The organism is Achromobacter denitrificans NBRC 15125 (assembly GCF_001571365.1).
Taxonomy (GTDB): Bacteria; Pseudomonadota; Gammaproteobacteria; order Burkholderiales; family Burkholderiaceae_B; genus Achromobacter; species Achromobacter denitrificans.
Genome location: NZ_BCTQ01000014.1, coordinates 72,890 through 85,762, shown reverse-complemented (window position 1 = coordinate 85,762; position 12,873 = coordinate 72,890). Strand labels below are relative to the sequence as shown.

Here is a 12,873-nt window from a genome sequence, read left to right as displayed (position 1 = left end):
GCATGATTCAAGGCGGAGCAGGCGGGTGAGCGCGACGGCGCTGCAAGTGCAGCTGAGAGTCGTCCTGTCGCTGATCTTCCGGGAGACGCGGGTGCGTTTCGGCGGAACGCGGCTGGGCTACCTGTGGGCGCTGATCGAGCCGATCCTGCACGTCGCCGTGCTGTCCGCGATCTACGTCGTATGGGGCCGGATCGCGCCGATGGGGAACCTGCAGATGTTCTTCATCACCGGGATCATGCCGTTCTTCCTGTTCAGCCACACGTCGTCGCAGCTGTCCCGGGCCATTTCCTCGAATGCGCAGCTGCTGCGCCTGCCGCCCATCACGAACATGGACATCGTGTTCGCCAAGGCGCTGCTGCAGGGGCTGACCTGGATCATCGTTTTCTTCACGCTGCTCTTCATCGTGATGCTCGGCGGCAAGCTGGTCCTGCCCGAGCACGTGGAGGAGTGCGGCGCCGCGGCGTTCTTCACCTTTCTGCTGGGGTTCGGCTTCGGGCTGAACAACGCGGTGCTGAACGTGATGTTCAAGTCGTGGGAACGCATCTACAGCTCGGTCACGCGGCCGCTGTACCTGCTGTCCGGCGTGTTCTACCTGGTCGACTCGCTGCCGGATCCGGCGCGGCGCGTGCTGGTCTGGAACCCCCTGGTGCATGCCATCGAGTGGTTCCGCGAGGGCTATTTCGCCAACTTCAGTTCGCTGACGCTGGACAGGTCCTATCTCATCAAGTGGTCGGTCGCCAGCGTGGTGATCGGCCTGTGCATGGAGCGCGCGTTCCGCCGCCGCCTGCACTCGCGCTGATCCTACGCTAGACGCGGTTCATGGAGGGGCATTTGCTCGAACTCAGGCATATCTCGAAGGGCTTTCGTTCCAAGAAGGGCATCAAACGGGTGCTCGACGACATTTCCTTCACTTTCCGCAGGGGCGAGAACATCGCCATCCTGGGCGGCAACGGCTCCGGCAAGTCCACCCTGGTGCGGATGATCTGCGGCATGGAGCTGCCGGATTCCGGCGGCATCCGGCGCGAGGGCACGGTGTCCTTTCCGCTGGGCTTCGCCGGGGCCATCAGTCCCAACATGACGGGCCGCGACAACGTGCGCTTCGTCGCCCGCATCTACGGCGCCCACGTCGGGCAGGTGGAGCGGTTCGTCTACGAATTCTCGGAGCTGGGCCGCGCCTACGACCTGCCGGTGGTGACCTACGCCAACAGCATGCGCGCGCGCCTGTCGTATGGCATCTCCATGGCGCTGAAGTTCGACATGTACGTGGTCGACGAGATGGTGGCCGTGGGCGACCCGGCGTTCAAGCGCAAATGCCTGGAAGTGTTCGCCGAGCGCGCCAAGGACGCCACGGTGCTCATCGTGTCCAGCGTCACGACCTCGCCGGCGCGCTTCTGCTCGACCGGCATGATTCTCAAGGACGGCAGGCTCGGGGAGCTCATGCCGTTGACCGACGCCATCGCGGCCTATAGCGGCACGGCGGAAAAGACCGTCGCGGTCGCCTGATTCCACGCCGCCCGAGGGCGCCGCAAGCTGAAATTCTAAGAGTAGAGAAATGACGAGTACGGAGAAAGTCTATACGGGGCCGCGGCTGCCCGACAACACCACGCCGCCCACCATGAGCCGCCTGCGCTGGTCGGCGTTCCTGGTCATCGGCGTGCCCGCCGTCCTGCTGGCGATCTATCTGTTCTTCGTCGCGGCGGGGCAGTACGTCTCGGAGGCGAGGTTCGGCCTGCGGGCCGGCTCGCAGACGCAGGTGGCGGGCGCGGGCTCGCAGAGCCATCCCATGGCCGGCGCGGCCGGCATGACCACGGAGCTGTTCGTCGACGCCTTCGCGGTGGTCGACTACGTGAAGTCCCGCCAGATCGTGCAGGAACTGGACAAGACGCTGGACCTGCGCAAGATGTGGTCGCGACCGGCGCTGGATTTCTGGTACGGCATGGACAAGGACGACACCGAGGAAGGCCTGTGGCGGCAATGGAACCGGATGGTCGACATCCAGTTCGACATTTCCACCGGCGCCATCATCCTGAAGGTGCGCGCCTTCTCGGCCGAGGAATCGCTGGCGCTGGCGCAGGCGATCCTGGACTCCAGCGAAAAGCTGGTGAACCGGATGTCGTCGAAATCGCGCGAGGATAGCGTCCGTTTCGCCACCGAAGAGGTGAAGCTGGCCGAGAAGCGCCTGGTCGACGCCCGTGTCGGGGTGCAGGAGCTGCGGGCGCGCACCGGCGTGCAGGATCCGTTCAAGGAGGCCGAGGCCAACCTGGCGCTGGCCGCCAAGGTGCGCGGCGACATCGCCACGCTGGCGGCGGAACTGGAAGCCCTGCGCCGCGGCGGCCTGTCCAGCGGCCCGGCCTATGAGCGGGTGCAGGCGCGCCACGAGGCGCTCAAGCGCCAGCTGGCCGACCTGAACGACCACCAGATCAGCGGCGGCCGCGAGCGCGATGGCAAGAGCGCGCTGTCCGGCCTGCTGCGCGAGTACGAAGGCGCCGAGACCCAGCGTCAGTTCGCCGAAGCCTATTACACCGGGGCGCTCAAGGCCCTGGAGGACGCGCGCGCGCTGGCCTCGCGGCAGGTGCTGTACACGGTGGTCGCGTCCCAGCCGCAACTGGCCGACGAATCGCTCTATCCGCGCCGTTTCGTGGACACGGCCCTGGGCGTGCTGACTCTGTTCATCCTGTGGATCGTCGGGGTGCTGGTGACCTATGCGATCAAGGACCACGCCTGACCGGGCGGCCAAGACGAGGAACCAAGCCATGTTCTCCCTGCTATCCAAACTGCGGCGGCCCCGGCGCGCCGAGGCCGGCGGCAAGGCTGCCGGCGATGCACCGCGAGAGCGGGCGACCGTGCCGGATCTGCTGGCGGCGGCGCTGGCGGCGGCAGGCGTCGAAGGCGCCGAGCCCGAGCGCGATCTGCTGCAGCGGGCCCGCCATGCCCTGGAGTCGCGCATCAAGGCCAACGATCCCCTGGGCGCGGCGCCGGAGCTGCTGGGCTACGTCCAGCAGTATCCGCAGACCGAACTGTTCCAGGTTCTGGTGGCGCGTTGCCTGGAGGCCGCCCACCGGCCGGACGACAGCCTCATCGTGTGGCGCGGCATCCATCAGCGCTTTCCCGATTCGTCGGACGCTTTCATCCTGATGCTGCGCGGCGTCAAGCGCCAGCTGGGCGTCGAGGCCGGCCGCAAGGAAATGGAGCTGTACTTCTCCGGCGGCAGCGTGGCGGCCAAGGACATCCTGCTGGAAGCCAAGAGCTGGGACGAGCTGGGCGACGCCGAGCAGGCGGCCGCCTGCTTCGAGCGGCTGGCGCAGGCGCATCCCAAGTTCGAAACCGGCTACGCCTCCTGGTCGCAATCGCTGGTGCGGCGCGGCTATCCCTGGCGCGCCCGCCAGGTGCTGGAACAGGGCATCGACGTGATCGGCGAGGGCGCGCGCAAGCTGTCGCGCCGCCTGGGGGACCTGAACGGAGACCTGATCGCCCTGCGCAGGCTGGGCGTGGAAGGCGAGGCCAGCGACACGCCGGTGAGCATCCTGGTGCTGGAAAAGCTGTTCGAGGAGATCGGGCGGCGCCGCAACGCCGAGTACGAGCCGGCCGACGAATCCTTCGTGGGGCCGGTGCTGATGATCAACGGCTCGCTGGGCGCGGGCGGCGCGGAGCGGCAGTTCGTCAATACCGCCGTCGCCCTGCAGACCGCGATCCAGCAGGGACGCTCGATCGCCGGCTATCCGGTGCTGGGCCCGGTGCAGGTGGTGTGCCGCTCGCTGCGCAGCCGCGAGGGCGCCGACTTCTTCGCCGCCACGCTCAAAGAGGCCGGCATTCCCGTGTCGGTCTATTCGGACATGGCGGAGTGGGGCGGCTGCGAGGTGTCGTCGCTGCTCAGCCCCTACCGCGACTACCTCCGCTTCCTGCCCAAGCAGATCGTGGAAGGCACCACCAAGCTGACCGACGTGATGCGCGTGTCGGTGCCGTCGGTGGTGCACATCTGGCAGGACGGATCGATCTTCGCGACGGCGCTGGCCGCGCTGCTGGCGGGCGTGCCGCGCATCGTGCTGTCGGTGCGCACCATGCCCCCGGTTGACCGGCCCGACCGCTACCGCGTCGAGTACGACACGATCTACCGCGCGCTCCTGGGCATGCGCGGCGTCGCGCTCAGTTCCAACTCCGGCTTCGCCGCGCGGCGCTACGCCGATTGGCTGGGGCTGGACGAACGCAGCATCCCGGTGGTCTACAACGGGCTGGCGCCGCTGCCCGCCACGCAGGACGACGATTGCCGGCGCATGTGGGATGCGTTCGCGGCGGCTTCGCCCGCCGGCGCCTACACCATCGGCACGGTCATGCGGGTGGACGACAACAAGCGGCCGTTCCTCTGGGTGGAGGCCGCCCACCGCTATGCCCAGGCCAATCCCGAAGCGCGCTTCGTCATGGTGGGCGGCGGTCCGCTGCTGGAACCGGTCAAGGAATTCGCGCAGCGGCTGGGGCTGGACGGCCGCATGCTGTTCACGGGCATTTCGCGCCGCGTCGGCTTCTGGCTCTCGCATTTCGACGCCTTCATGCTGCTGTCGCGCTTCGAGGGCCTGCCCAACGTGCTGATCGAGGCGCAGTTCTCGGGCGTGCCCGTGGTGACGACGCTGGCCGGCGGCGCCGGCGAGGCGGTGCAGGAAGGCGTGACCGGCGTGACCTTGCCGTCGGGCGAGATCGAGGCGCCGGAAGTGGTGCGGGCGCTGGAGACGATCCGCGAGATGTGCCGCAACGACCCCGACATCGGCGCCAAGGCGCGCACCTGGGCGACGGCGCGCTTCTCGCTCGACCAGATGATCGGATCCACCGTCAATTGCTATGTCAACGCCTGAAGGCGCCGGGCCCCGGCCTGCATTCTGGAACGGAGTTATGAATACACGAGTTTTACGCTTTACCGCGATCTTCGCGCTGGCCCTGCTGTCCGGCTGCAGCCTGCTGTCCGGATCGGGCCCGACGCGTTCGGCCATTCTCGACGGGTCCACGGACCCCGCCGGCGCCCAGTACGACGTGGTGGATCTCCAGGCGGGCACCATCGCGCCCTATCTGCTGGACAAGAACCGCAAGGACGACGGCGGCACCTCCGACGGCTACGCCGGCAATATCCGGGTGATGCCGGGCGACGTGTTGCGCATCCTGGTAGCCGATAGCGTCGAGGGCGGCCTGTTCGCGCCGCTGGCGGCGGGCGGCACCCTGTTCGAGGCGGTGCGCGTGGACGCCAACGGCGCGATCTCGCTGCCGTACGCCGGGCGCCTGAAGGTGCAGGGCAAGTCGCTGCCGGCGATCGAAGAGATGGTCAAGGGCAGCCTGCGGCATTCGGCCGCGGTGCAGCCGCAGGTGATGGTGGACCTGGCCGACGACCGCAGCAACTCCGTGCTGGTGGCCGGCGCCGTGCCGCGCCCCGGCCGCTTCGGCGGCATCAAGGCGCCGCTGACGGCCCTGGACGCCATCACGCTGGCCGGCGGCTCCACGCTGCCGTCCTACCAGGCCGACGTGGTCATCCGCCACGGCCGAGAGGTAAAGCGGATTCCCTACTACCAGCTGCTCAACGGCCGGAACGTGGCCGTGGAGCCGCGCTCGGAACTGGTGGTGGAGCCGAACCTGAAGCGCTTCGTCGCCATGGGCGCGCTGAGCAAGCCCGGCCTGCACGAGCTGCCTTCGAACCAGACCAACCTCCTGGACGCGCTGGGCGTGGCCGGGGGGCTGAACGACCGCGCCGCCGACGCCACCGGCGTATTCGTCTTCCGCCTGGAAGGCAAGACGGCGGATGGCTCGCCCAAGCCCATCGTGTTCCGCCTGAACATGCGCAATCCCGAATCGATGTTCCTGGCCAAGCAGTTCGAACTGCTGCCCGAGGACGTCGTCTACGTCAGCAACGCGCCGATGTACGAGTGGGAAAAGATCATTACGCCTATCGTGCAGGTCCTCATCGTGGGCCAGCGCGTCGGCACGTACTAAATCCTCTGCTGGAGATATGAAATGAACCAGAAACTGCGCACCCTGCAGGACGTGAAACTCGCCGTCGTCGGCCTCGGCTATGTCGGCCTGCCGCTGGCGGTGGAGTTCGGCAAGCGCCTGCCCGTGATCGGCTTCGACATCAACACGCGCCGCATCGACGGCCTGATCTCGGGCTTCGACCAGACGCTGGAAGTCAGCGACGCCGAGCTGGCCGAGGCCAAGCAGCTGAGCTACACCGCCGACCGCGCCGAGCTGGGCAAGGCCAACGTGTTCATCGTGACCGTGCCGACCCCGATCGACGAGTACAAGCAGCCGGACCTGACGCCGCTGGTCAAGGCCAGCGAAACCATCGGCGCGGTGCTCAAGCGCGGCGACATCGTCATCTACGAATCCACCGTCTATCCCGGCGCCACCGAAGAAGACTGCGTGCCGGTGCTGGAGCGCGTGTCGGGCCTGAAGTTCAACGTGGACTTCTACGCCGGCTACAGCCCCGAGCGCATCAACCCGGGCGACAAGGAACACCGCGTCAGCACGATCAAGAAGGTCACCTCCGGCTCCACGCCCGAAGTCGCCGAGCTGGTCGACCAGCTGTACCAGCAGATCATCACCGCCGGCACGCACATGGCGTCCAGCATCCGCGTGGCCGAGGCCGCCAAGGTGATCGAGAACACGCAGCGCGACGTGAACATCGCGCTGATCAACGAATTGGCCCTGATCTTCAACAAGATGGGCATCGACACCGAGGCCGTGCTGCAGGCCGCCGGCACCAAGTGGAACTTCCTGCCGTTCCGTCCGGGCCTGGTGGGCGGCCACTGCATCGGCGTGGATCCGTACTACCTGACCCACAAGGCGCAGTCCATCGGCTACCACCCCGAGATCATCCTGGCGGGCCGTCGCCTGAACGACTCGATGGGCGGCTACGTGGTGTCGCAGCTGGTCAAGGCGATGACCAAGCGCCGCATCCATGTGCAGGGCGCGCGCGTGCTGGTGATGGGCCTGACCTTCAAGGAAAACTGCCCCGACCTGCGCAACACGCGCATCGTGGACATCGTGAAGGAACTGGGCGATTACAACGTGGACGTGGACGTCTACGACCCCTGGGTCGACCCCGCGGAGGCCGTGCACGAATACGGCATCAAGCCGGTGGCCCAGCCCGAGGCCGGCAAGTACGACGCCGTGGTGCTCGGCGTGGCGCATCACCAGTTCATCGAGCTGGGCGCGGACGGGATCCGCAAGCTGGGCAAGGCGGACCACATCCTGTACGACCTGAAATACGTGCTGCCGGCGGACCAGTCCGACCTGCGCCTGTGAGCCACGCCGCCGACGCGGAACGGGCGCCGGACGGACGCATGATAGAAATCCATTCCGCGGGCATCGCCCGCATTCCCTTCCTGGAGGCCTTGCTGGGCGCGCCGGTGCGGCGAGGCAACGCCTTGTCGGGCCTGAACGGCACGCGGCCCGACGCCGTGGCCGGCTGGGGGCTGCGGCCCTCGGCCCTGGCCGCGCGCAAGCGGGCCGGCCAGTTGGGCGTGCCCTATCTGGCGCTGGAGGACGGTTTCCTGCGCTCGTTCGGGGCGGGCGCCGAGTATCCCGCGGTGTCCATGGTGGTGGATCCGGAAGGCATCTACTACGACGGCACCCGGCCGTCGGCGCTCGAAGGCCTGCTGGCCTCGGACCGCGACCTGCTCGACGGGATCGAGGAGGACGTGGACGAGGCGATGGCGCTGGTGAAGCGCCATCGCCTCAGCAAGTACAACCATGCCGGCGTCGATTGCCCGCCGCTGTCGGCCGGCGGCAGAAAGCGGGTGCTGGTGGTGGACCAGACGGTGGGCGACATGAGCGTCACGCTGGCCGGCGCCAGCGCCGCCACCTTCGAGGAAATGCTGGAACTGGCGCGGCGGGAACACCCCGACGCGCTGTGCATCGTGAAAACGCACCCCGAGGTCAGCGCGGGCCAGAAGGCCGGCTACCTCACGCATATCGCCGACGACGCGCGCACGCGGGTGCTGCGCGAGGACGTCAATCCGCTGGCGCTGCTGGAGCAGGTGGATCACCTGTACGTGGTGAGCTCGCAGATGGGCTTCGAGGGGCTGCTGCTGGACAAACCGGTCACCTGCCTGGGCCTGCCCTGGTACGCGGGCTGGGGGCTGACGCGCGACCGCCGGCAATGCGAGCGGCGCCAGCGCCGGCGCAGCGTGCGGGAGCTGTTCGCCGCCGCCTATTTTCATTACACCCGCTATCTGGACCCCGTCAGCCACCGCCAGGGCAGCATCTTCGATGCGATTTCCTGGCTGCTGCGCCAGCGCACCATGGCCCAACGGCTGCCGCGCCGGATGATTTGCGTGGGCTTTCGCCGCTGGAAAGCGGCCAACGTGAGGCCGATGCTGTCGCCGCGGGCCGGACGCGTGATGTTCGTGCCCGACGCCGCGAGGGCGCGCGCCTTGGCGCCGGGCCCGGGCGACGCCCTGGTGCACTGGAGCGCGAAGGCGCCGGACGGCGTGGCGCAGCTGGCCGCCGACGCCGGCTGCGCCCTGCTGCGCATGGAAGACGGCTTCGTGCGTTCGGTCGGGCTCGGGTCGGACCTGATCCGGCCGCTGAGCCTGGCGCTGGACGCGCAGGGCATGTATTTCGATCCGGGCCGCCCGAGCGACCTGGAACACACGCTGAACCACGCGCGCTTCACCGCCGGCGAACTGGCTTCGGCCCGGCGGGTGCGCGCCTTCATGGTCGCGCACGGCATCACCAAGTACAACCTGGAGCCGGCGCGGCCGGTGGCCTGGCCGTCGCAGGGCAGGGAGGTGGTGCTGGTGCCCGGGCAGGTCGAGGACGACGTGTCCGTGCGGCTGGGCTGCGGCCCGGTGGCGGGCAACCTGGCCTTGCTGCGCCAGGCCCGCGAGGCGCATCCCCGCGCCTACATCGTCTACAAGCCGCATCCGGACGTGGCCTCGGGCAACCGGCGCGGCGCGGTGGCGCGCGACGAACTGCGGGGCCTGGCCGACCACGTCGAAACCGAAGCGTCGGTGGTTTCCTGCATCGAGGCCTGCGACGTGATGCACACCATGACCTCGCTCTCGGGCTTCGATGCCCTGTTGCGGGGCAAGCGCGTGGTTGCGCACGGCCGGCCGTTCTACGCGGGCTGGGGCCTGACCGAGGACCGCATGGCCATGCCGCGCCGCGAGCGCGCCCTGACGCTGGACGAACTGGTGGCGGGCGCCTTGCTGCGCTACCCGATCTACTGGGACTGGGAACTCAAGGGCTATACGACCTGCGAGGCGGTCCTGACCCGCATCGTGGAGACGCGCGACGCGCTGGAGCGCGAAGGCAGGCTGCGCAGCCTGCGGGTCGGCTATGCGCGGCGCCAGTGGCGCAAGCTGGACACGCTGCTGCGCGCGCGGTTCGCGCCATGACGCGCTCGTATCTGTTCCTGCAGGGCGTGTGTTCGCCGTTCTTCTCCCGCCTGGGCGAGCGTCTGCGGGCCGGCGGGGCGGCGGTCTCCAAGGTGAATTTCACCGCGGGCGACGCCGCCTACTGGCGCAACGGCGAGGCCCGCGCCTTCCGCGGCCGCGCGCAGGCCCTGCCGGCGTTCTACGCGGCCGCCTTCGCCGAGCGCGGGGCGACCGACATCGTGCTCTTCGGCGACCGCCGGCCCGTGCACCGGCCAGCGATCGAGCTGGCGCGGCGGGAAGGCCTGCGCGTCCACGTGTTCGAGGAAGGCTATTTCCGGCCGCACTGGATCACGCTGGAGCGCGGCGGGGTCAACGCGCATTCGGCCCTGCCGCGCGATCCGGCGTGGTACCGGGAGGCGGCGCGCCGCGCCGGGCCGGCGCCCGAACCGCGGCCGTTCCGGGCGCCTTTCTGGAACCGGGCGGGGCACGACGTGGCCTATCATCTCTGCGGGGCGCTGAACGCGGTCTGCTTTCCGCGCTACCGCAGCCATGCGCCTTACGGCGCGGCGCGCGAGTACGCCGCCTACGTGCGGCGCGCGGCGGCGCTGCGCTGGCGCGGCCAGACCGACGCCATGGCGGTGGCGCGCGTGGCGTCCGGGTCGCGGCCGTACTACCTGCTGCCCTTGCAGCTCGAAGGCGATGCGCAGATCCGGGACCATTCGCCGTTCCACGGCATGCGGCAGGTGGCCGCGCTGGCGATCGCCTCGTTCGCCCGGCATGCCCCCGAGGGCAGCCTGCTGGTGGTGAAGAACCACCCGCTGGATCCGGGCGTGGCCCGCCACGAAACCGGCGTGCGGGAGCTGGCGCGGACCTACGGCGTGGCCGACCGCGTCGTCTACCTGGAGCGCGGCCACCTGCCCAGCCTGCTGGCGCGGGCGGCGGGGGTGGTGACGGTGAACAGCACGGTGGGCGCGGCGGCGCTGGAGCACGGCTGCCCGACCATGGCATTGAGCAGCGCCATCTATCATCTGGAGGGGCTGACGTTCCAGGGCACGCTCGACGAGTTCTGGCGCGCGGCCGAGCCGCCGGACGGTTCGCTCTTCCGGGACTTCAAGGCGGCGGTGGTCCATGCCACTCAGGTCAACGGCGGCTTCTACAGCGAGCCGGGGATCTCGCTGGCCGTGGACAGCGCGGCCGAGCGGATCGCCCGGCCGCGTTCCCCGCTGGAGGAGATGCTATGACGCAATGCGCACGCAATGTGCTGATCACCGGCGCCACGGGCGCCATCGGCCAGGCGCTGGCCGAGGAATACGCGGCGCCGGGCGTGACGCTGACGCTGCTGGGCAGGCGCGTGGACGCGCTGCGCGATATCGCGGCCCGCTGCGAGGCGCGCGGCGCCTCGGTGCGAGAAGCCGTGCTGGACCTGCGCGACCGCGAGGCGCTGCGGGCGTGGCTGGACGCGCAGGCCGCGGACGTGCCGCCCGATCTGGCCATCGTCAACGCCGGCGTGAATATTTCGGCAGCCGGGCCGGGGCGGGGAGAGGACTGGGACGAGATCGAAGGGCTGCTGGAAGTCAATGTGCGGGCGTCCCTGGCGCTGGCGCATGCCCTGGGCGAGCGCATGCGGCGCCGGGGCGCGGGCCAGATCGCGCTCATCAGCTCCCAGGCCGCCTGGCGCGGGCTGCCCGCCACGCCCAGCTACAGCGCCAGCAAGGCCGCCCTGAAGGCCTACGGCGAGGCGCTGCGCGACGCCATGGCGCCGCAAGGGGTGCGGATCAACGTGGTGATGCCTGGATACGTGACTTCGCCCATGTGCGCGGCCATGCCCGGCCCCAAGCCTTTCGAGTGGGATCCCGCCCGGGCCGCCCGCCGCGTGCGCCGGGGGCTGGAGGCCAACCGCGCGCGCATCAGCTTTCCGTTTCCGCTGAACCTGGGATGCTGGCTGCTGGCGGGCCTGCCGCCCGGCCTTTCCGGGCGCATACTGGGCTGGCTGGGCTATGGCGCTTGAGGAATTCGTCCTGGCCGCCGGCGTTCCGCTGGCGGGCGGGCTGGTCTTGTCCTGGGCGCTGGAAGCGTGCCTGTCGCTGCGTCCGCGCCCGCCATGGCGGCGCCCGGCCAGCGCGCTGTTCCTGCACGCCGGGCTGTGGATGCTGGCCTTCGCCCTGGCCTGGGCCGTGGTGCGCCGGCCGTATTTCGCGGCGGCGCTGGCGCTGGCGGGCGCGGGCCTGATCGTCGTGGTCAACAACGCCAAATACCAGGCGTTGCGCGAACCCTTCGTGTGGGCCGATTTCGAGTACTTCACGGACGCGCTGCGCCATCCCAGGCTGTATCTGCCGTTCCTGGGCCTGTGGCGGGCGCTGGGCGCGGCGGCGGGCATGGGCGCGGCCCTGGCCGCAGGCCTGATGCTGGAATCGCCCGAGCCGGCCGGAGCGGGCGCGATGGCGCTGGGGCTGGGCGGCGCGGCGCTGGCTGGCGCGGCCGGCAGCCGGCCGGTGCGCATCAGCTTCGATGCGCGCAAGGATCTGCGGCGGCTCGGCCTGGCCATGGCGCTGTGGCGCTATGCGAAGAGCGAACGGCGCAAGGAAGATCCGCCGGCCACGCCGTTTTCCGCGCCGGCCGCGGCGTTGCCCGAGACCTTGCCCGACCTGGTATCGGTACAGAGCGAGTCCTTCTTCGATCCGCGGAGCCTGTACCCGCAGATCCGGCCGGCGTTGCTCGCGGAATTCGACGCCTTGCGCGCCGGGGCCGGCGCGCACGGGCCCTTGCGGGTGGCGTCCTGGGGCGCGAATACCGTGCGCACCGAGTTCGCCTTCCTGACCGGGCTGGACGCGGGCCGGCAGGGCGTGCACCGCTACCAGCCGTACCGCCGGCTGGCGCGCAGCGGCCTGGCTTCCTTGGCCGGCTATCTGCGCGGCCTGGGCTACCGGACGGTGTGCGTGCATCCCTATCATCGCGGCTTCTACGGCCGCGACCGGGTGTTGCCGCTGCTCGGCTTCGACGAATTCATCGATATCGCGGCGTTCGAGGGCGGCGCGCCCGGACAGCCCTACGTGGGCGACCGGAACGTGGCGGCGCGGGTGATCGAGCTGTTGGGCCAGGCGCGCACCGGGCCGCTGTACGTGCACGTGATCACCATGGAGAACCATGGGCCCCTGCATTGGGAGCGGGTGGACGCGGCGGACGAGGCCGCCGTCTGCCGCGAGCCGCTGCCCGCGGACTGCCGGGACCTCGTCGCCTACTGCCGGCACCTGGGCAACGCGGACGCCATGTTCGGGATGCTGGCGCGCGCGCTGGCCGCCTTGCCGCGGCCGGCCGGTCTCTGCATCTATGGGGACCACGTGCCCATCATGCCCGGCGTCTACCGGCGCCTGGGCGCGCCTTCCGGCGAAACCGAGTATCTGATCTGGCGCACCGAGGGGGATGCGCGGGCGCCGGCCGCGCCGCTGGCCGCCAGCGACCTCGGCCAGGCGTTTCTCGCGCGCATGGGCCTGATGCCCGCGGCCTGAGCCGCGGGCCGGGC

The 12,873-nt window shown here is 69.8% G+C and carries 10 protein-coding genes; all 10 read left to right on the top strand.

The window, feature by feature from the left end:
- Positions 1–25 precede the first annotated feature (25 nt).
- The 10 genes from ADE01S_RS13780 to ADE01S_RS32250 are packed head-to-tail and all read left to right on the top strand — an operon-like array spanning position 26 to position 12,859.
- Positions 26–799: an ABC transporter permease gene (locus tag ADE01S_RS13780; protein WP_062682260.1), complete on the top strand. Its 774-nt coding sequence runs from the start codon at positions 26–28 to the stop codon at positions 797–799.
- Positions 800–819: 20 nt separating this feature from the next.
- The gene (locus ADE01S_RS13775) at positions 820–1,503 is read left to right on the top strand and encodes an ABC transporter ATP-binding protein (RefSeq protein ID WP_082775791.1); all 684 of its coding nucleotides are present in this window, start codon (positions 820–822) and stop codon (positions 1,501–1,503) included.
- Between the two features lie 49 nt (positions 1,504–1,552).
- The gene (locus tag ADE01S_RS13770) at positions 1,553–2,725 is read left to right on the top strand and encodes a KpsE/RkpR family capsule polysaccharide export protein (RefSeq protein ID WP_062682258.1); all 1,173 of its coding nucleotides are present in this window, start codon (positions 1,553–1,555) and stop codon (positions 2,723–2,725) included.
- Positions 2,726–2,753: 28 nt separating this feature from the next.
- Complete coding sequence (locus ADE01S_RS13765) at positions 2,754–4,844, top strand: glycosyltransferase (RefSeq protein WP_062682257.1); 2,091 nt, start codon at positions 2,754–2,756, stop codon at positions 4,842–4,844.
- Positions 4,845–4,881: 37 nt separating this feature from the next.
- Positions 4,882–5,967 carry a polysaccharide biosynthesis/export family protein gene (locus ADE01S_RS13760; RefSeq protein ID WP_062682256.1) on the top strand — a complete coding sequence of 362 codons (1,086 nt, stop codon included), beginning with the start codon at positions 4,882–4,884 and terminating at the stop codon, positions 5,965–5,967.
- Positions 5,968–5,988: 21 nt separating this feature from the next.
- Positions 5,989–7,278: a Vi polysaccharide biosynthesis UDP-N-acetylglucosamine C-6 dehydrogenase TviB gene (gene tviB, locus ADE01S_RS13755; protein ID WP_062682255.1), complete on the top strand. Its 1,290-nt coding sequence runs from the start codon at positions 5,989–5,991 to the stop codon at positions 7,276–7,278.
- A gap of 38 nt (positions 7,279–7,316) precedes the next feature.
- Entirely contained in the window at positions 7,317–9,374 is a 2,058-nt protein-coding gene (locus tag ADE01S_RS13750; protein WP_062682318.1) for a capsule polysaccharide biogenesis protein, read from the top strand.
- Positions 9,371–10,594 (top strand): capsule polysaccharide biogenesis protein, encoded by a 1,224-nt coding sequence (locus ADE01S_RS13745; protein ID WP_062682254.1) that lies wholly within the window; start codon positions 9,371–9,373, stop codon positions 10,592–10,594. The genes ADE01S_RS13750 and ADE01S_RS13745 overlap by 4 nt, the downstream gene beginning before the upstream one ends.
- Positions 10,591–11,361, top strand: coding sequence for an SDR family NAD(P)-dependent oxidoreductase (locus tag ADE01S_RS13740; protein ID WP_062682253.1), 771 nt, complete (start codon positions 10,591–10,593; stop codon positions 11,359–11,361). The genes ADE01S_RS13745 and ADE01S_RS13740 overlap by 4 nt, the downstream gene beginning before the upstream one ends.
- Positions 11,351–12,859 carry an LTA synthase family protein gene (locus ADE01S_RS32250; RefSeq protein ID WP_062682252.1) on the top strand — a complete coding sequence of 503 codons (1,509 nt, stop codon included), beginning with the start codon at positions 11,351–11,353 and terminating at the stop codon, positions 12,857–12,859. The genes ADE01S_RS13740 and ADE01S_RS32250 overlap by 11 nt, the downstream gene beginning before the upstream one ends.
- Positions 12,860–12,873: the final 14 nt, after the last annotated feature.